Origin of the sequence: Desulfonema magnum, assembly GCF_017377395.1 — a bacterium.
GTDB classification, from domain to species: domain Bacteria; phylum Desulfobacterota; class Desulfobacteria; order Desulfobacterales; family 4be13; genus Desulfonema_C; species Desulfonema_C magnum.
In genome coordinates this window covers 3,952,673-3,972,905 of record NZ_CP061800.1, presented here as the reverse complement: position 1 = coordinate 3,972,905, position 20,233 = coordinate 3,952,673, and the positions used below count along the sequence as shown (strand labels likewise).

The 20,233-nt window shown below is 44.8% G+C and carries 17 protein-coding genes; 12 read left to right on the top strand and 5 right to left on the bottom strand.

Annotation, left to right across the window (positions count from 1 at the left end; translation table 11 throughout):
* The first annotated feature begins 98 nt into the window (after nucleotides 1-98).
* The 4 genes from dnm_RS15425 (at nucleotide 99) to dnm_RS15410 (ending at nucleotide 6,048) form a co-directional block, all read left to right on the top strand.
* Entirely contained in the window at nucleotides 99-1,997 is a 1,899-nt protein-coding gene (locus dnm_RS15425) for a helicase-associated domain-containing protein (protein ID WP_207683520.1), read from the top strand.
* A 235-nt stretch (nucleotides 1,998-2,232) separates the two neighbouring features.
* Entirely contained in the window at nucleotides 2,233-2,682 is a 450-nt protein-coding gene (locus dnm_RS15420) for a GNAT family N-acetyltransferase (RefSeq protein ID WP_207683519.1), read from the top strand.
* Between the two features lie 325 nt (nucleotides 2,683-3,007).
* Nucleotides 3,008-4,483 carry an ATP-binding protein gene (locus dnm_RS15415; protein WP_207683518.1) on the top strand — a complete coding sequence of 492 codons (1,476 nt, stop codon included), beginning with the start codon at nucleotides 3,008-3,010 and terminating at the stop codon, nucleotides 4,481-4,483.
* 20 nt (nucleotides 4,484-4,503) lie between these two features.
* Nucleotides 4,504-6,048, top strand: coding sequence for an ATP-binding response regulator (locus dnm_RS15410; protein ID WP_207683517.1), 1,545 nt, complete (start codon nucleotides 4,504-4,506; stop codon nucleotides 6,046-6,048).
* 65 nt (nucleotides 6,049-6,113) lie between these two features.
* Here dnm_RS15410 and prmA read toward each other — a convergent pair whose 3' ends face one another.
* The 3 genes from prmA to dnm_RS15395 all read right to left on the bottom strand — a co-directional run bounded on the left by prmA (nucleotide 6,114) and on the right by dnm_RS15395 (nucleotide 10,746).
* Entirely contained in the window at nucleotides 6,114-7,061 is a 948-nt protein-coding gene (gene prmA / locus dnm_RS15405) for a 50S ribosomal protein L11 methyltransferase (protein ID WP_207683516.1), read from the bottom strand.
* Nucleotides 7,062-7,354: 293 nt separating this feature from the next.
* Entirely contained in the window at nucleotides 7,355-8,425 is a 1,071-nt protein-coding gene (locus dnm_RS15400) for a cyclic nucleotide-binding domain-containing protein (RefSeq protein ID WP_207683515.1), read from the bottom strand.
* Between the two features lie 1,064 nt (nucleotides 8,426-9,489).
* A complete protein-coding gene (locus dnm_RS15395) occupies nucleotides 9,490-10,746 on the bottom strand; it encodes an IS110 family RNA-guided transposase (protein WP_207677974.1) in 1,257 nt (418 codons plus the stop codon).
* Nucleotides 10,747-11,258: 512 nt separating this feature from the next.
* Here dnm_RS15395 and dnm_RS15390 point away from each other — a divergent pair.
* On the top strand, nucleotides 11,259-11,864 hold the full coding sequence (locus tag dnm_RS15390) for a hypothetical protein (protein ID WP_207683514.1): 606 nt from the start codon (nucleotides 11,259-11,261) through the stop codon (nucleotides 11,862-11,864).
* Between the two features lie 258 nt (nucleotides 11,865-12,122).
* Here dnm_RS15390 and feoB read toward each other — a convergent pair whose 3' ends face one another.
* Together feoB and dnm_RS15380 are read right to left on the bottom strand one after the other, a co-directional pair.
* Nucleotides 12,123-14,339, bottom strand: a complete 2,217-nt coding sequence (feoB, locus tag dnm_RS15385) for a ferrous iron transport protein B (RefSeq protein WP_207683513.1) — start codon at nucleotides 14,337-14,339, stop codon at nucleotides 12,123-12,125.
* 5 nt (nucleotides 14,340-14,344) lie between these two features.
* Nucleotides 14,345-14,578: a FeoA family protein gene (locus dnm_RS15380; protein WP_207683512.1), complete on the bottom strand. Its 234-nt coding sequence runs from the start codon at nucleotides 14,576-14,578 to the stop codon at nucleotides 14,345-14,347.
* 894 nt (nucleotides 14,579-15,472) lie between these two features.
* Between dnm_RS15380 and rho the strand changes: the two genes are divergently transcribed.
* The 7 genes from rho (at nucleotide 15,473) to dnm_RS15345 (ending at nucleotide 20,228) form a co-directional block, all read left to right on the top strand.
* Entirely contained in the window at nucleotides 15,473-16,720 is a 1,248-nt protein-coding gene (gene rho, locus dnm_RS15375; protein WP_207683511.1) for a transcription termination factor Rho, read from the top strand.
* A 60-nt stretch (nucleotides 16,721-16,780) separates the two neighbouring features.
* Entirely contained in the window at nucleotides 16,781-17,011 is a 231-nt protein-coding gene (gene rpmE / locus dnm_RS15370) for a 50S ribosomal protein L31 (RefSeq protein ID WP_207683510.1), read from the top strand.
* 3 nt (nucleotides 17,012-17,014) lie between these two features.
* The gene (prfA, locus tag dnm_RS15365; protein ID WP_207683509.1) at nucleotides 17,015-18,091 is read left to right on the top strand and encodes a peptide chain release factor 1; all 1,077 of its coding nucleotides are present in this window, start codon (nucleotides 17,015-17,017) and stop codon (nucleotides 18,089-18,091) included.
* A complete protein-coding gene (gene prmC, locus dnm_RS15360) occupies nucleotides 18,069-18,959 on the top strand; it encodes a peptide chain release factor N(5)-glutamine methyltransferase (RefSeq protein ID WP_207683508.1) in 891 nt (296 codons plus the stop codon). Before prfA ends, prmC begins: the two co-directional genes overlap by 23 nt.
* 181 nt (nucleotides 18,960-19,140) lie before the next feature.
* Entirely contained in the window at nucleotides 19,141-19,413 is a 273-nt protein-coding gene (locus tag dnm_RS31650; RefSeq protein WP_207683686.1) for a BrnT family toxin, read from the top strand.
* Nucleotides 19,414-19,536: 123 nt separating this feature from the next.
* Nucleotides 19,537-19,698 carry a hypothetical protein gene (locus tag dnm_RS15350; protein ID WP_207683507.1) on the top strand — a complete coding sequence of 54 codons (162 nt, stop codon included), beginning with the start codon at nucleotides 19,537-19,539 and terminating at the stop codon, nucleotides 19,696-19,698.
* A 41-nt stretch (nucleotides 19,699-19,739) separates the two neighbouring features.
* Entirely contained in the window at nucleotides 19,740-20,228 is a 489-nt protein-coding gene (locus dnm_RS15345) for a DUF6978 family protein (protein WP_207683506.1), read from the top strand.
* The last annotated feature ends 5 nt before the right edge of the window (nucleotides 20,229-20,233 follow it).

The window sequence follows — 20,233 nt, the reverse complement described above, 5'->3', positions numbered from 1 at the left end:
CGAAAAATCGGATTTTTTCACCCCCGGCCATGAAAATGTTATAAAAATAAAAAATCCGATTTTTTCAGAATGTATATTTTCATGATAAAGGAAATGGAATGAGACATTCAGATAACCAGCTGAAATCATTAAAGCTGATGATGGACAATTATGTTGTGGATGATTTAAAAAAGATCGGCGCATACCTTGTTGCTGTGCTGAAAGAGAGCCGGATCAAACCTGCCGGATTAAAAAAAATTCCATCCAAAGCCGGAGACCTGCCAACCAAAAAAGCAGACCGGGTGCAATGGAACCTGACCTGTCTCAGAGACAAGTCTCTGCTAAAATTTATCTATGAAAAAAAGATGACCTCTGTGGAACAGGCTGCTCTTCAGGAGGTGGTCCACGGAAACGGGAAAGTTCACTGGGAACAGTTCCGGGCCAAATACGGAGAACGTCCGCGGGTCACCTGGTCAACCTATGGTTACTACGGATACGGATGGGGAAGAGAGAAAGAGGCTTTTGTATTTCCTCCCCTGGCATTGTTCATGACATCTTATGGCATGCCCTCGGATATGCTGAACCGGATAAAGTCATTTGTGCCCGAACCCAGGGAAGTCGAGGCCCGGTCAGTGAAAGAATTGCCTGAGACCGTCACAATACGCACCGGATGGGAAGAATACGGGGAAGCCCAGTTGTTGCAATATTCCACTGAGCAGGCCGCCATAAACGATCTGATGGTCATTTTGCAGCTCGCGGATATGGGAAAGATCAGCGTCAGCGCCAAGACCGGACGTCCCACGAAAACTGCCTGCAAAAATATCCGAAAAGCCCTTTCCAGCGGGGATTTTTATCCGGAGGATGCAGAAGCAGAGCATGAATATGATATTCAGATGGGTGATGCCGGGATCCGTCCTTTTGCCTGGACAATGCTCCTCCAGGCCGGTGGTCTGGTCAGGATAAACGGAACAAAGCTGGAACTCAGCCGCACTGGCCGTGCGGCCATGAAAAAGCCTGCCCACGATGTTCTGAAAACCCTTTTTGAACGATGGCTGAAAAACAAGAATTTCCATGAGATGAGCCGGATAGATATCTTCAAAGGGCAGAAATCCCGGAAACGTCCCTTATATGTTGCCGCACCCAGCCGCCAGAAAATTGCTGATGCCTTGTATGAACTGGCAGAAGGTGTGTGGATGACAACAGAGGATTTTTTCGAGTTTCTGATCGCCAAAGGGCACCGCTTTGAGGTGGTGCGGGAATACTGGTATTTGTACATCGGGGAAGCCAATTACGGCACGCTCGGATACGACCATGTGACATGGGATCATGTGGATGGGCGGTTTGCCCGGGCATTTCTCCTGGAATACGCGGCAACCCTCGGCCTCATTGATGTTGCCCTGATTCCGCCCTGGGGGGCTATCAGCGATCATTTTGATCTCTGGGGCGCGGATGAGTATTCCTGCCTGAGCCGGTATGATGGCCTGTATGGCCTGCGTCTCAATTCCCTGGGCGCTTGGATGCTCGGTCAGAAAGCTGAATACACACCGGCATTTCACGATGAGGCATCCTTGCGCGTCCTTCCCAATATGGACATCACTTCTTTAGGATCCGCCTCATCTTCGGATGAACTTTTCCTGGATCGCTTCTGTACGCGAAAATCCGAAAGAGTCTGGCATCTCACACTTCCCAAACTCCTTCAGGCAGTGGAGGAAGGGGTGGATATCGCCAGTATTATCACCTTTCTGAATGAGCGGAACAAAGGGCCGCTGCCCCAGCCTGTGGAAGCGTTTTTGGATGACGCGGTCCGACGTATCCGCATGGTTCAGGATATGGGCGATGCCCGTCTGATAAAATGTGCGGACAGCACCATGGCCCAACTGATCGCCAATGATACCAGCTTAAAAAAACTTTGCTTTCTGGCCGGAAAAAATCATATTGTGATTCCCAAAGATAAGGAAAATCAGTTCCGAAAAGGACTGAGAAAAATAGGATATGTCCTGAATATTCAGGACGGATGATAGCGGGAATTGAGAATTGGAAAATTGAAAATTGAAAATTGAAAATTGAGAATGGTCGTTATTGAGACGGTCTGTTTTCCATATGAAATCTCCTAATCCCGATTTCCACCTTTTTTATTGATATTTTTATCTGAATCCTTTATAGTTCTGAACTAGGAGCATTTGGCAAGTCTTTTTCAAAATTGATTTGCAAAATATGGGAAATAAATTAATTCTTTAAATAAAGGAGGGTAATATGATTGAATCTTCCAGTTCCCCTTTTATTCGAACAATGGTTCCCTCGGATCTGGACCGAATCGTTGAAATAGACATCAAGGTCCTGGAGAAAGCAAGGCCCGAATATTGGGAAATAAAGCTTGACTTAATGCAAAGACACTCGCAGGTTTTCGGTCTTGTTGCTGAATTGGATGGTCAGGTGATCGGTTTTATTATGGGCGGAGTTAGCAGATGGGAATATGGTGTTCCGGAAAATATCGGATGGATTGATACCATTGGCATAGATCCTGAGTACCAAAGAAAGGGTACTGCAAAGCTCCTGTTCGAGGAAATGACAAAGGACCTGAAGAAAGAGAATGTGGATACCATCATTACATTTGTAAAGCGGCGGGACTGGCTGCTCTTGAAATTTTTTAACGGTCTGGGTTTTCAGAAAGGTGACATGATAAATCTTGAGTTGGATGTTTAATGCCTGGTTTATAAAAGTTTCTCGTCAACAACTCGGCAATGAATTGCCGAGCATGTAAAAATGCCGGTAAGCTATTGTCAGGGCGATTGCGCTCTGGTTGATTAAGCGGTAGTGTTCCAGTTCTGGATATAAATTTAATAACACCCTGAATCCATGTGTCAGATTTCAGTGAATATCCAGATTTGGAACACGACCACGCTACCAGATATTCTGCCCTGATTCTGTATGACAGTCTTCCTATGTATAAATGGGGAATTTGTCTGGTGAAAAACGGATTCTGTAAATGTAACAGCTTAATTTTCTTACTTCAAAAATAAGGAGTAACATGCGAACCGACACTGAGAAAGAATATCTGCTTAAAGCCATTGATGCGTTTAAAAGAAAGATTGTCGTGGTCTCGCCTGAGTTCAAAATACTGGCGACCAACCATCATATTATCGAGATGTACGGGGAGAATCTTGTGGGGCAAGTGTGTTATCAGGTAATGCATGGCCGCGCTTCTCCTTGTAAACACTGTCCCGCAAGCAAAGTCATACAAACACGCAAGCCGACTCTGATGGAGAGTGAGATTATCTCTCTGGATTCCGATGCAGTGTGCATCTATTCTTATCCCATCATCTCTGAAAAAGAAGTTGATGCCGTGGTGATGTTAGATTTTGACCTCCCGGTTTTGGAAGAACTGGAGGAAAGACTTCAGCGTTCCAACTCGTTTTTACGAAATCTTATTCTCAGTTCGGTGGACGGTGTTATAGCGGCGGACAAAACAGGCAAAATATTCATTTTCAACGAAGCCGCCGCGGAGATCAGCGGCTACAGTGTGACAGAAGCCCTCGGTCATCTGGATATTCGTGATGTCTATCCTGGCGACGGTGCCCGGGAAGTCATGCGAAAGCTTCGCAGCGAGGAGTACGGCGGAAAGGGAAAACTGAAATCATATCAGCTGGATGTGATAACAAATAACGGGGAAACCATTCCCATTAGCCTTAATGCGGCGATCATCTATGAAGGGGGGAAGGAAGTGGCTTCTATCGGATTCTTTCACGACCTTCGGGAAACCCTTAGGATGAAAGCGGAATTGGAAAAGGCTCAGTTGCAGCTTCTCCAGTCTGAAAAAATGGCTTCCCTCGGAAAACTCGCCGCGGGGGTTGCCCATCAGTTAAACAATCCCCTGGGAGGAATTACCCTGTTTACAAAACTGATGCTGGAAGAATACGAATTAGAGAATGACGCTCGCGAAGATTTGAACCGTATTCTGAAAGACGCCCAGAGATGCCGGGACACTGTCAGGGAACTTCTGGAGTTCGCTCGGCAGACGCAGTATAATATCCGGCCCAATGATATTAACAAGGCAATTTCACGAACCCTTTTTCTGCTTGAAAATCAGGCTATTTTTCAAAATATTGAAATCAGAAAAAATCTGGCTCCCTGCCTCCCCCCTGTGCCCACGGATATCCAGCAGATGAACCATGTTTTTATGAATATCATTCTCAACGCGGCAGAAGCAATGGAGGGACAGGGAATATTGACAGTAACCACCGTGGAAATCCCTGAGAAAAACAGGATCAGCATTGAGATATCAGATACGGCCCCGGGAATCCCCGAAGATATTCTTCCGCATATTTTCGAACCTTTTTTTACAACCAAAGAAGAAGGAAAAGGAACCGGTCTGGGACTGAGTCTGGTTTATAGCATTGTGGAAAATCACGGCGGCAATATCACGGCAAAAAGCGATGTCAGCCAGGGGACAACTTTTATTATAGAACTTCCCCTGAGTAACTCGGAAACTGAAAACGGTGATTAAGATAACACTGAGGATATGGTATGAAGAAAAAAGATTCAGCAAACAGAGATGACGCCATACGAATACTCGTTGTTGATGACGAAGAAAGCATACGGGAGGGATCCGAAAGAATCCTTAGACGAATGGGCTGTGAAGTCCTCAAAGCCTCACGGGGGGATGAGGCGCTCGGGCTGCTTGAAAAAGAAAAAGTTTCCATTATCCTTCTTGATCTGAAGATGCCCGGTATGGAGGGAATGGAGGTCTTCCGGCATATACAAGAAATAGATGAGACAATTCTGGTCATTATTATCACCGGCTTTGCAACCGTGGAAACCGCCATTGAAGCCATGAAGCAGGGCGCTTATGATTTTATCCCCAAACCTTTTGAGCCTGATCATCTTCGGATTGTCGTGGGACGGGCAAGGGAAAAGATTCGGCTGACCCGGGAAACTGAAAAACTGGAACAGGAGCGGAGAAAGACCCTGCTTGACCTTGATACTGAAAAGAGCCGTATCCGCACCATTATCGAATATCTTCCCAACGGCGTGGTGGTCACCAATGCCCAGGGGCGTGTTGTGCTGATGAATCCGGCTTTTCTGAGACATATCGGCGCATCCCCGAGCCGTCTTCCGGGAGATCGCATAGAAGCTTATGTGGCAGATGACGCATTTTGTAAGCTTGTCATGGAAATATCTCAGGGCAGCCATACGGACTCGGAAGAGATTCCCACATATGAACTGGCCCTGTCCGATAAAAAATATCTCCTTGCCCGGGGCAGGCCGGTCATCGGAGAGGATGAAGAATGTCTGGGAGCTGTGATAAATCTTGCGGATATCACGGCAATGAAGGTGCTGGACCAGCTCAAATCTGAGTTTGTGGCAAAGGTGTCTCACGAACTCCGGTCCCCGCTTTCCACGATTCATGAACAACTGGCTCTGGTACTCAGCGATGTGGTGGAAGAATTTTCCGAGAGAGATCAGCATCTTCTCTCCCGAGCCAAAGAAAAAACCCGGGGGCTGATTTCCGTGATCGGAGACCTGCTGGATCTGTCACGCATTGAGTCAGGGGTGGTTGCCCAGGAACCTGAACCTGTTCGTATTGATGATCTGCTGAAGAACATTGTGGAGTTTCTGAGTGCGAGGGCAGATGCCAAAGAACAGACTCTTACATCAGAATTTCCGGAATATCCCCTTCCTTGCATCACAGCAGACCCCATTGCCCTGGAAAGTATTTTTGGCAATCTGATCGCCAATGCCATCAATTACACACAGAATGGCGGAAAGATTCATGTAAAGGCTGATCTTGCGGAGGCCTCCCTGGCAGATATGTCAGCTACGGACCAGCGGGTGCGTGTTCAGGTGGCAGATAACGGATTTGGGATAGACCCCAAACATCAGGAAAAAATTTTTGAGAGGTTTTTCAGGGTCAAAAACGAAAAAACAAGATACATTACTGGCACAGGGCTCGGACTCCCTATTGTCAAGGGACTTGTGGATTCCCTGGGCGGTGTCATCTCTCTGGAGAGCGAGCCTGGAAAAGGCACAACCTTTACCGTTATTCTTCCGGCCGGGGCAAGTAAAAAGTGAGGAATATGCAGAGCGGGCAAAGCGCAAAGAATTAGCCGGAGAGTGCGCTTTGTCCCCTTGCGTGGCTAATTTTCCACCTTTCCTGCAATTGAAACCCATTCCTGATCTGTTTGTATTTCTAATATCCTGAACCCCACCGCTTTCATTTTTTCCACAACAGTGTCCTTATTTTTTTCAATAATTCCGGAGCAAATAAAAATACCATTTTTTTTCAGTGTTTTTTTGACACTGTCCAGCAAAACAACAATGACTTGGGATAGGATGTTGGCAGTGACAAGATCAAATTGATCCTCCACCTCGTCCGCAAGATTTCCGGTCAGAAGCCCGAATCTTTCTGTGTTTATGCGGTTCAGTATTAAATTTTTTCGGGCGACTTCCACGGCGACTTCGTCGCTGTCACTTCCGCAGACCTTATCCGCTCCGAGCTTTGCCGCTGCCACCATGAGTATCCCCGATCCTGTTCCGATATCTAAAAAAGAATCTCCTGGTTTCAGATAGTTCTCAATCATTCGGAGACATAAGGCCGTCGTGGGATGCGTGCCGGTGCCAAAGGCCATGCCCGGATCTATTTCAAGAACAATCTCATTTTCAAGCGGGAAATATTCCCGCCATGTGGGTTTTACAACAATGGTTTTAGTTATTTTCTCAGGCCAGAAATACGCCTTCCACGATTCTGCCCAGTCTTCTTCGTCTATTTCACGATAAACAATCCGGGTGATAATCCCGTTTTTCTGTTTCAGACGTATCAGTTCCTGTTCCAGGATTTCGCATTTTTTTTCCGAGACTTCGTTTTTTGGAAAATACCCGGTAACAGCGTCATGTTCAGGGGTCTCCTCAGCATCATCAGCCCAGTCCGCGGGTGGCTCGGGTGTCGTGCTTTCAACAACGACACCCTGCAAGCCAAAATCATAAAACACATTTGAAATCAGATCAAATTTTTCCTCATGTTCCCAGCCTTCAGTCCGAGAATCAGAGGAGAGATCAAAAATAACCTTTGCTTCTATCCATTTCATTTATCACCATTTTATGAAAGTGTTAGGTGTTAGGTGTTAGGTGTTAGGTGTTAGGTGTTAAGTGTCAGGTGTTAGGTGTTAGGTGTTAGGTGTTAGGAAAAACTGTAAAAATCAGTAGATCGAAAAGTTTTCGGACCGTGTACAGGGCAAAGAGGAACGGCAAAGGAACCCGGGGTTTTCCGGCAGAGGGCGGGCCCCTGTCCGGGGAAAAAGCCGGGTTTCTCTGAGGTACTCCGCACCGCCCGGAAACTTTTCGATCTGTTGAAAATGTGTAAGACAGGGCAAGACGATATCTAACGAATCAACATTTTTTTTATCTTCTGAATAAACAAGGGAGAATCTGATTTTTGTCTGGTCACAATAGGTTCGGAGGACACCATTCGTTCTATCATTCTGCTTATGCTCTCATCCAGCATCCTGTCAAACTTCATATGAACGGAATAATGATTTGAAAGACGATCCGTAACTCCGATAATCGTCCCTTTCTGGCTGATTTCAATTTGATATCTGTCTCCGGGAAGCGTAAATCTGACCCCCAGTTTTCGGCCCAGTAAGAGAGGCGGATTCTTTTTATCTGACATCTTAACGATAAAAGATAATCCGCCCATGGAAATGTCCGAAAGATTACCTGGAAAAAATTTTCCTATGGGATTTCCGAAAGTATTCAGTATGTGAAGTTCAGCTTTTCCTGTCAGCTTAATTCGCTTGTGAACTCTGCGATTGATTCCTTTTTTACCCACATCATCCGGCTTAAAGCAAAATTCATTCAGTTTTGACACAAGAGAGGGAAATTCATCCTGCCATCGGACTAAGATATCTTTATTTAAAAAACTGAGTTTCACTTGGGAAAGCGTTATCAGCGATGTCGTACAAACTGTAATAGCGAAAAAAGTTTTTACTCCGGCAACATCCCCGGGTCCCAGGGTTTCCAACAGAATTTCATTTCTGTCCTGGTGGCAGATTTTTTTTAAATATCCCTGATCAATAAAATAAAGTTTGGCGTTAAACTTACCTTGTTCAAAAATGGTGTCATTGGTATCATATTTTTCTTTTTCCAAACCAGAATAAAGCGCACAGGCTTCATCGGTCGTCATCTCATTATACAGCTCCGACCAGATTTCCAGGTGCGCCTGATACAAATGCCCGGTTTTTTCTTTCTCAATAATTTCATCGGATTTTATGATTTCAAACAATGCACAAGGGTCAGCCTCGGAAAGCTTATCCCTTAACTTCTCTGCTGCTGAAAAATTTTTTACCTTAGCGTATTCTGAAATTAAATTGAACAATAAATGAACAGCAGCTTTCTTATTATTCTGCTCAAGGTACTGATCAGCAAGTTTTTCCTGTCTGGAAAAATCGTCCATTGCCTATCATGCCTCATTTATTGTCAGGTAAAATTTTTTTATCTGCCTGAGATTGCGGATTCCAGGGGATGAGTTTCAGATTGCGGACTTTTAGCTTAAAATATAGGGAACCTGCTTATATTATTGAGCTAAACTTCCGACAGATTCCGGCATGTCGCTCCCCTCCCGCATGATAAGCATATACAATCACAGTTCCCGCTTTTTTTCAAGCTTTTATAAAAAATTCTGACAAAACATAAACGACCGGACCGAAAAAAGTTCGTAGTTCCGCCTTTAGGCGGCGAAAGAGTTCGTAGTTCAAAAAAATTCGTAGTTCCGCCTTTAGGCGGCGAAAGAGTTCGTAGTTCCGCCTTTAGGCGGCGAAAGAGTTCGTAGTTCCGCCTTCAGGCGGCGAAAGAGTTCGTAGTTCCGCCTTCAGGCGGCGAAAGAGTTCGTAGTTCCGCCTTTAGGCGGCGAAAGAGTTCGTAGTTCCGCCTTTAGGCGGTTTTAGGCGGGTTTAGGTGGAGTATCCGAAAGGCGAATCAGACCGCCTAAACGCGGAACTACGAACTTTTTTGATCTGCTGACTTATATAATTCGGGTTATATAACTACAAGAATTTCATATAAGAAAAGGATTTCTTTAATCCCTTTTCTTATCAAAATTCCTTGTGCTTATCATTACAAGGTGTTTTATATGAAACTCTAATTAATAAGAAATAAATTTAGTTCGTTATCTGAATAAAATAATTGCCGAATACGGATATTCAGAGTAAAAAAACACTTGTCCCGTAGTCTCCGAACGACTTTTTAAAATATTTCCGCACTTCTTAAAAAATGAGGCCGGTCCTGAAAAAAAAGTTTTATATTCGTAGTCTCTTAAAAGAGCTGACATTTTGTTGTGCAGGTGACCGGCCGGTCATGTTTATATCGGGCTCGCGGCGCCATTTTTTCACCGACCTTAAAATGTGAAGTGCTTCAGTTTTATTTACATCAGGCTGTTATTATCCTTTCCTGTTAAAAAACGGATTCGGTATATTCTTCATATTCTTTACAGTTTTCAATTTATTTTAAGGTTATTCTCTGTTAAGCGGAAGCAACCAGGTCATATCCTAACTGTGCGGCCTGTTTTTTTAGTCTGTTTATCTTTTTTTCCTGATTTTTGCCGGAAAGATATCCTTTACCCAGATCCTCAAAAGATTCTCCGTATTTTATTATATGATAAATTCCCTTTGCTATGCTGTGAGCAACTGCGACAACAGCTTTTTTGGCTCCGCGCCGATATTTTATACGATAATATTTGTCCTTATAATATGAGTCCCTCTTCTTAATGGCAGACCATGCAATTTCAACCATGACTGTTTTAAAGGGATGATTTCGGACCGGGGACCTGCCGCTTTTACGCTTGCCGGCACTTTCATTATTTCCGGGACAAAGTCCTGCCCAGGAACAGAAAGCAGCCTCATTTCCGAATTCTTCCAGTGTGAATCCTATATGACTGAGCACTGACTGACCGGCCACTGTGTTAATCCCGTATACTTCGTCCAGACGATCCAAAACTTCCTGATGAGGCCTCATAAGCCTGGCAAGACGGGCAGTTACGGATTTAATATTCCGCTCCGTTGCCTCAATTGTATCCATAAGCAGTTTTAACTGAAAACGATGGTGATCTTCAAAAAAACCCTGAATACTGCGATGAAGTTCCGCACTTTTGGAACCGAGACTTCCTTTCGCACATTTTTCAATATTTTCAAGGCTTAAATCCGCATCTTCGTCACAAAGGAGACTGATCAGGTTACGTCCTGTCACTCCGAACAGATCGGTCACCACAGAACTGATTTTGATATTGGCGGTCTCGAACAGTTTATGAACACGCCTCTTGTAATCTCCGAGAGTCTGTGTGTAATTTTTCCGAAGCGTTGTCAGGTCACGCCATTGTCTCACTTCCTTTGCCGGAATAAAACTGCCTTTCACAAGCCCGTGGCGAAGGAGATTGGCAAGCCATCTGCTGTCCTCGGTATCCGTCTTTCTGCCGGGAACATTTTTTATATGGCGCGCATTTACCAGGACAACATCCAGATGTCCTTCAAGGATATTGTGAACCGGACGCCAATACACACTTGTACTTTCCATTGCAACTGTCGGACAATTATTGTCGGTCAGCCAGTCCCTTAAAAGGAAAAGGCTGTCTGTAAAAGTCGGGAATTCCCTCACTTCATATTGCGGCGAGCCAAGGGGATTCAGAGTAATAAGACATGCTGAAATAATATTCTTGTGAACGTCCAGTCCGCAACAAACGGGATGCATTACTGAAATAATCGGGGTGTCTGATTTTTTAGTCATAACCGTCCTTCCTGTTATAATTGTTGATAAATATTTATTCTGAGAGTAGTTATGACATTTTGAACCAAAAATCAAAAGTTTCATCCTTTGTTGTGTCCGCAGGACATGGGAGTTTATATGAAAGTGTCAAGTGTTAGGTGTCAGGTGTCAGGTGTTAGGTGTCAGGTGTCAGGTGTTAGGTGTTAGGTGTTAGGAAAAATTGCGAAACTTTCATGGTTCGTTGTGACCGGCAGGGCATGCTCGTTTATATGAAAATAATCGCAAGGATTTCCGATAAAGAAAGAGCAAACCCAAAGTTCGTAGTTCCGCCTTTAGGCGGCGAAAAAGTTCGTAGTTCCGCCTTTAGGCGGCGGATGCCTCAAAAGTTCGTAGTTCCGCCTTTAGGCGGTGAATACCTCAAAAGTTCGTAGTTCCGGTGGATGTATCCGCACACAAACCGCCTAAAGGCGGAACTACGAACTTTTTCGCCGCCTAAAGGCGGAACTACGAACTTGTATTAAAGGAAATGAAAAATGTACAAATGGAAAAAAATGACACCGGAGCAGCGGGCGGAAGCGATTAAAAGAAGAAAAGCCCGCGGTTATCCCTGGCATGGGCCGCCTCACCGCATAACCCGGGGCCGTCTGTATCATATCAGTGCAACCTGCTATGAACATCAGCCGATTATCGGAAAAACCTTTGAGCGCATGGCAGAATTCGAGGAGGAATTGTTAAGCTCAGTGACAAGGCATGCCGAACAGGTGCTGGCCTGGTGCGTGCTTCCTAATCATTATCATCTGCATGTTGACACACCCCGTATCCGGGAGGCTGTCGGGGAACTCGGTCAGTTGCACGGGCGGACATCCTTCCGCTGGAACGGCGAGGAGAACCGACGCGGGCGAAAATGCTGGCACAGATGCGCCGACCGGGCAATACGCTCGGAGCGTCATAACTGGGCAACACTGAATTATGTTCTTCACAATCCGGTTCATCACGGGTATGTGAGGCGATGGCAGGACTGGCCGTTTTCCAGTGCCAGAAAATATCTGAAAGAAGTCGGACGGGAGAAAGCCTTACAACGTTGGAGGGATTATCCTCTGCTTGATTATGGAAAAGGATGGGATGATCCGGATTTATAGCCAGCCCGAGTTCGTGGTTCCCTCAAAGTTCGTAGTTCCCTCAAAGTTCGTATTCCCCTCAAAGTTCGTAGTCCCGCCTTTAGGCGGTGTTGGCGGGTTCGGCCGAAATGTGCGAAGGACGAATCAAACCGCCTAAAGGCGGAACTACGAACTTTTTTCACCGCCTAAAGGCGGAACTACGAACTTTTTTTCACCGCCTAAAGGCGGAACTACGAACTTTTTTCACCGCCTAAAGGCGGAACTACGAACTTGTATCCTTTAATATCCCAGGAGAGATCCCGCCTGAAAGATCAGGGTTGCCAGTGTGAAAGCCAGCAGTGTGTTGAACCCCATGGAGAAAACCCCCCATTTCCATGTTCCGGCTTCCTTGACGATACATACCACCGTGGCAAAACAGGGCGCATAGAACATGATAAAAATGATCAGACTGAATGCCACCAGCGGACTCCAGGCAGGGGAATTAGCCAAAGTTTCGGAAAGCGACTCACTTTCTTCAGGATCAACTTCGCCCAGAGAGTAAGCCGTGCCCAGGGTTGAGACCACCACTTCCTTTGCCGCAAAGCCGCCTAACAGGGCAATATTGGTACGCCAGTCAAATCCGGCGAATTGTGTGATCTTTTCCAAGGCAGTGCCGATGCGGCCGGCGATGGAATACCTTAAAGCAGTTTCTGCTTTTTTTGAATGAATTACTTTTAGTCGTTCTTTTAATTTCTGAGCCTCGGCAGAAAGCTCGGCACCTTTATCGGCAGATTCAAATTCCAGAACAATGGCGGACGGAGCTGCCCCTCTGAGTGCCTCTTGCTTACGTTCAAAATCCTGCACTTTTGAATCCGGCAAAGTCGGAAAGGTCATCATGGCCCATATAATAATGGAAATTCCCAGAATCACTGTTCCCGCTTTTTTAACATACTGCCAAGTTCTTTCCCAAGTATGAATGACCAGACCCTTGAAGGTGGGCAGACGATAAGGGGGAAGTTCCATGACAAAAGGGGTCGGCGCTCCCCTGATGACCGTAAGGCGCAGGAATTTTGCGACAATCAGAGCGCCGCCCCAGGAAATAAGAGTGAAAAAGAACATGAGCGTTCCCTTGCTTTCTGAAAAAAAAGCTGCAATCAGAAGCGCAAATATGGGCAGTTTCGCGCCGCAGTTCATAAAAGGTGCGGTGAGCAGCGTGGCCAGGCGTTCGCGGGGGGATCTGAGCGTCCGGGTTGCCATGACACCGGGAACAGCGCACCCGCCGGCAATCCCTCCGGATATGATATAAGCCATGACAGAACTGCCATGGAGACCGAAAATCATGAATATCCTGTCCAGCATAAAAGCCACTCTGGCCAGATAGCCGGAATCCTCCAACAGTGAAATACCGAAAAACATGAACATGATCAGAGGGGCAAATCCCAGGACACCGCCTACACCGTCAATAATTCCTGAAACAACAAGGGACCTGAGAAGACCGTCAGCCAAATTTTCAGATGCCAGATGACCCAGCCAGCCAAAAAAACTTTCAACCCATCCCACAGGTACTTCACTATAAGTAAATACAAACTGATAAAGCACCAGAAGCACCAGAAGCATGATCAGCGGCCCCATAAACCGGTTGGTCAGCACCCTGTCAATCTTATCAGAGGTATAAAGTCTGTTCTGCTCATCCCCTTTTTTTCGGATGATTCCCTGTTTGATAATGGAACTGATATAGCCATAGCGATAATCCGCAATCATAGCTTCAGGGTAGGTGTCCACAGTTTCCTGGAGATGAACAGATACATTTTTCACCATGTTTTCAAGTTTCGCGGCCACCTCGGAATTCTGTTTCTGACCTTTGGACAAAATCAGTTCGTCATTTTCCATATATTTCAAGGCGGTCCAGCGGGCAGGATAAGTCCCTGTCAGAAAATCATTGGCCCTGATTTCCTTTTCCATCTCAATAAAGGTTCGGTCCAGATCATCTCCGTAGGATATCTGAAGCGGCGTCATCTGTTTTTTTTCCACGGACAGGTCGGCGGCAGCGAGCATGAGATCATGTTTTCCATAGCCGTTACGGGCGATAATAGGGATAACCGGAACCCCCAGCAGTTTGGAAAGTCTTTTCTCATCTATTTTAATTCCCCGGCTTTTGGCCACATCTATCATATTCAGCGCCACGCACATGGGAATACCCCGTTCAAGAAACTGGAGTGTCAGGTAGAGGTTTCGTTCCAGGTTGGAGGCATCAACGATATTGATAATGACTTCCGGTTTTTCATTCACCAGAAAATCCCTGGCAACAACCTCTTCCACGGAATACGCGGTGAGAGAATAGGTCCCGGGAAGATCCACAATGCGCATATGATATTCATTTTGAATATAGATGCCTTCCTTTTTTTCCACCGTGACTCCCGGGTAATTTCCCACATGCTGGCGGGCTCCGGTCAGTTCGTTAAAAAGGGTCGTCTTGCCGGAATTCGGATTTCCGCCTAAGGCGATTGTTGCTTCCATATTTTTCAACATACCTCAACTTCAATGTGTTCTGCCTCGTTGTTTCTCAGGGTCAGTGTGAATCCTCTTACTCTCAGGGCCACAGGGTCGTACAGCGGCGCTCTGCCCTGGACTCTGATATCTGTTCCGGGAACAAGCCCCATATCTCGGATACGCCTTCCGAGTTCACCACTCACTTTTACAGCAGATATGGTTCCGGATTGATTATCATCCATATTTCGCATCATTAATCGGGCCATGTCATAAACCTCCGTAAAAAAAATATTAAATAACAGTTCAATTTTAAGAATAAAAAATTACAGGAAATTCGTATAACAAAGGGTGCTGCTTTTTTTTCTTATCCGATTTTTTGTAATTTTCGCACATATTTTATGATTTGCTGTATAATTGAAAATATGCTTCAGCCAAAACAGATAATCCGCGGCTTATTATCTTTGGAAAGCCGAACTTATAATGAGCTGCCTAACTTATGTCAAGCACTTTTTTGACAAAGAGATAAATGATTCCGAGGAAGATGGGCGCAGGATGCCATCCCTGATGTGTCTCTTCGGGGAATTATCCGAGGTTTTAAAATCTTTCAGAATCCGTAATATTTTAATGATAAGAATTAAAATATCATTATCAAGCTGTGCCATCTTCGGCCGTGAATAACTGACACTTTTTTATCTGAGTCCGGTAACTATCGGAAAGATACAGAAATTTCAGATTCAGGTATTTATTTCGGATTAAATTGAGATAGTTTGTCATTTGCGTTCGTTTGCAGGATATTTTATCAAAAACGCATAAAAAATATCGAAAGGTCTTGACAAGTCATAAAATCATCGTATAATCAGTTATGTTAGATCAAGGCATTAAGCCCGCCTGTTAGTGAGAATACCATTATTAAAATCTTCTGACGTAAATCACAACGCACACATATTTCTCCTAATAGTCAAAAAAACAGATCCGGTCCGTCAATCACCTTGTACAGGGCGATTATAAATCAGACTCCGGTCAGCGCAAGCTGTACGGAGTTTATCTGTCGTTTTCTATTATCCAAAGCAGAAAAACAGAGTGTTCTTTCTTTTCGAATATGCTCTTACTTCCGGAAGGACAACCGGAAAAATATAATTAACTTAGCGGAGTAATGTTTCATGAACATTGTAGAACTTAAAGACAAAAAAATCAGCGAACTGACCCAGATAGCCAAAGAATTCAACATCGAGGGGGCTGCCGGGATGAAAAAGCAGGAGCTTATTTTCGCCCTGCTCCAGGCTCATATCGAAAAGAATGGCTTGATATTCGGGGAGGGCACACTGGAAATACTGCCGGACGGATTCGGATTTCTGAGGGCCCCGACTTCCAATTACCTGCCAGGCCCGGATGATATTTATGTATCACCTTCCCAGATACGCCGTTTTAACCTGAGAACTGGTGACACGGTATCAGGCCAGATCCGTCAGCCAAAAGAATCGGAACGATACTTTGCGCTTTTGAAAGTAGAGGCTATAAATTATGAAGACCCGGAAGTGGCAAGGGAAAAGATACTCTTTGACAACCTCACTCCTCTTTATCCTGACAGAAAAATAGCCCTTGAAACCGACCCGGAAAACTACTCCACCCGAATCATGGATCTGCTGACTCCCATTGGTTTTGGTCAGCGGGGTCTGATTGTGTCTCCTCCCCGGTCAGGAAAAACAATGCTTTTACAATTTATTGCCAACAGCATCACAAACAACCACAAGGATATAGTGCTGTTTGTTTTGCTGATTGATGAACGTCCTGAAGAGGTCACAGACATGGAGCGGTCCGTGCAGGGGGAAGTCATCAGCTCCACTTTTGATGAGCCTGCGGAAAGGCATGTCCAGGTGGCTGAGATGGTGATTGACAAGGCCAAACGTCTGGTGGAACATAAGAAAGATGTGGTGATTCTTTTGGACAGCATTACCCGTCTCGCGCGTGCATATAACTCTGTTGTGCCTCCCAGCGGAAAGATTCTTTCAGGTGGTGTGGATTCAAACGCGCTTCAGCGTCCCAAACGTTTTTTCGGGGCTGCCAGAAATATCGAGGAAGGGGGAAGTCTTACCATTATTGCAACCGCCCTTATTGATACGGGAAGCCGCATGGACGAGGTGATTTTCGAAGAATTCAAGGGAACCGGCAATATGGAACTTCAGCTGGACCGGAGACTTTCCGACAAACGTCTGTTTCCTGCAATTGATATTAAGAAATCAGGCACGCGGAAAGAAGAACTTCTGCTGACTCAGGATATCCTGAATCGGACCTGGATTTTAAGAAAACTTCTTTCCTCATTGAATCCTGTTGACAGTTTGGAATTTTTGCTTGAAAAAATGAACGGAACCAAGGATAATAAGGAATTTCTGAATGCAATGAATGCATAGCGGAAAAAACCGGAATATATGGTTTCTGAAAAAATATGAAAAAGGAGTTGAAAAAAGCGAATGAAAAAAGGTATTCATCCTAAGTATGTTCAGACAGAGGCAAAGTGTGCATGTGGAAATGTTTTTAAAGTCGGATCAACAAAATCAGATATCCGAGTTGAAATCTGTTCAAAATGTCATCCTTTTTTTACAGGTAAGCAAAAACTGATTGATACTGCGGGTCGGATTGAGCGCTTTCACAGGAAATATGGCAAGGAATACGCAAACATTCAGAAGAAGCAGTCCGAGTAATATATGTTTGATAAATTAAAAGGAGTTGAAGCACGCTTTTCAGAGATTGAAACGCTTTTAAGTGATCCGAAAATCGTTAAGGACCGCGAAGCATACCAGAAATATTCCCGGGAGCATGCTGACCTTAACAAGATTGTAACGGTTTTCAGAGAGCATCAGAAAATTGTAAAAGATATTGATGACAGCAGAGAACTGTTAAAGGACACAGACCCCGATATAAAAGAGATGGCCCGGGACGAGATTGAAACCCTCACCTTTGAGAAAGACAAGCTTGAGGATAATCTCAAAAAGCTTCTGATGCCCCGGGACCCCAATGATGAGAAGAATGTTCTGATTGAGATACGGGCAGGCACAGGCGGAGAGGAAGCCGGTCTGTTTGCCAGCGACCTTTTTAAAATGTATGGCAGGTATGCCGAGGCCAGAAGATGGAAAGTGGAGATCATGAGCGAGCATTCCACCGGTGTCGGCGGGCTGAAAGAAGTGATTGCCATGATTCATGGCAAGGGGGCATACAGCCGGTTCAAATATGAAAGCGGTACGCATCGGGTTCAGCGTGTGCCCACAACTGAGACCCAGGGGCGTATTCACACCTCTGCCGTGACAGTGGCGGTTTTGCCGGAAGCGGAAGAGGTTGAACTGAATATTGATCCGAACGAAATCAAGGTGGATGTCTATCGTTCGACCGGTCCGGGGGGGCAGTCTGTCAATACGACGGATTCGGCAGTGCGTCTTACCCATCTTCCCACGGGCCTGGTGGTCACATGCCAGGATGAAAAATCCCAGTGGAAAAACAAAGCCAAGGCCATGAAAGTATTGCGTGCGCGTCTTCTTGACAAAATGGTGACTGAACAGAATGAGAAGCGTTCTGAACAGCGAAAAAGCCAGGTGGGAACCGGAGACAGAAGCGGAAGAATCAGAACCTATAATTTTCCTCAGGGAAGGGTGACGGACCATCGTATCGGACTGACGCTCTACAAACTGGAAGGCATTTTACAAGGCGACATAGACGGAATCATTGACGAACTGACAACTTTTTATCAGGCGCAGGCGCTACAGAATGCAAACACAGGCAAAGATTGAGGAGCCTCAATGGACCGTCCGTAAAGTCCTCAGCTGGACCATTTCTTATTTTAAATCCCATAATATAGAAAACCCAAAATCCGATGCAGCGATACTTCTTGCTCATGCTTTGAATTTAAAGCGGATTGATGTGTATCTCCAGTATGACAAACCCCTTTGTCCTGATGAGCTTGCACAGTTTAAAGCTTTGATAAAAAGAAGGGTCAGGAGAGAGCCGGTGGCGTATATTGTAGGGTCAAAGGGATTCTGGTCCGCGGACCTTGCGGTGACAACAGATGTCCTTATTCCGCGTCCTGAAACTGAGCGTCTGGTTGATACTGCTCTTTCTGTTCTGCCGGAGTCAGAGATTCAGCGCATATTGGAGCTTGGGACAGGATCAGGGGCCATTACCATCGCGCTGGCGTCGGAACGGCCGGATTGTATTTTTTTTGCGTGTGACCGTTCAGTAAAGGCGGCTGAACTGGCCCGGAAAAATGCTGTGAATCACGATGTCGGGGCATGTGTTCATTTTTTTTCCGGAGACTGGTTCAGCCCTTTAAATCCTGGTCTGTGTCCCTTTGATATGATTGTTTCGAATCCGCCGTATATCCGCACCCGGGTTATCAGCCAGCTTGAGCCTGAGATTTACAAATACGAACCCATGATGGCGCTGGACGGTGGCACAGACGGCCTTGATGCTGTAAGGCATATTATCCGTTCCGCACCTGCTTATCTTGTCAAAGGCGGGCATTTGCTGCTGGAAATCGGCCATGATCAGAAAGATGACGTCCGAAAGATTGCCGAGAAGTGCGGCTGCTATGAGAAGATTGTCTTTGTAAAAGATTATGCGGGGCATGACCGGGTGGTGCATATGAGGAAGAAGTGTTAGGTGTTAGGTGTTAAGTGTTAGGAACAGCTCTTAACCACTCAGATTTCAAAAAATTGTTGCGGATAAATACATTATATGTTAGACAGACCAGTTACCTGAAACGGATTTAATTAAAGTATTGGGTTTAATGATTTCCGGATAATCGTCGGCTTTAATATTTGCTGTATAATCTGAGGTATATCTGGATTCATTTGAGTGGGATAAGAACAAGGCTGCAAAGAATATAAAAAAACATCGGGTATCATTTGATGAGGCAAAGTCAGTATTTAATGATCCCAAATTTATAACAGTTGTTGATGAGGAGCATTCAAGTGATGAGGAGCGATATAAGTACCTGAGCAAAAGTTTTTTATATATCTTTTTTCCGAGAACCGCTGAGAAACCCGGCTTTTTCCTTCACGGGCGGCGGGTCATTCCGGGAAAAAAGCCGGGTTTCTTCCCGGGCAAATATTGAAAACTTATGGTCAGGTACTTATCACCAGCGGGTTATCAGAGAACGGAAGACTTCTGATTTTGGCACATACAGACAATGACGGGCGAATTCGTATAATCAGTGTGCAAAAGGAGGAAAAATTTTATGAAGACTCCGAGTAATTATGAGGACTATGAATTACATGATGAAATCAGTACAATTCAGATATTTCATGAACTAAAAAAAAGACAATACCCCGTTGATACCAAAGCGATTATAAATAAAGCGGTTCTCCGGAGTTTGTCAGAGAAGATTTCTTCAAAATAGTTGAAAAGCACAGAAGCGAAAAAAAAACAGTAGGACCAGAGATGCTCTCAAGACAAGATGTCACAGATATTTTAGCCGAACCAAAGATTGCAGAAACAAAAATTATTGATTTAGCTAACATCAAAACAATATTAAACCTTTACTCTGAAAATGACGATAAGCTGAAATTTAAATTACAAATTACTCAAAGCGATAAAATTCAATTCAAACTTACAAATCACCACCATTTTAACACGGTAGGCTTATTAAGATTAGACTATAAAGGCAGACATAAGAATCCGGAAAACATTACTGAAAATGTTCCTGATATTTTACATAAATATGTTGGCAAAATATTTGATATAAACGAACCTCACATACATATCTATTTTGAAGGTTATGATATAAAATGGGCTATGCCTCTTGACGAATACGGGTTTCCTGTTAAAAAGATATCATCAGTCAGTGATATAGAAGACGCTGTTAAAAGTTTTCAAAAAGAAATAAATTTGAAATCTGAATTATCATTCAGTTTGCCATTGTTCAGATAGGGGGA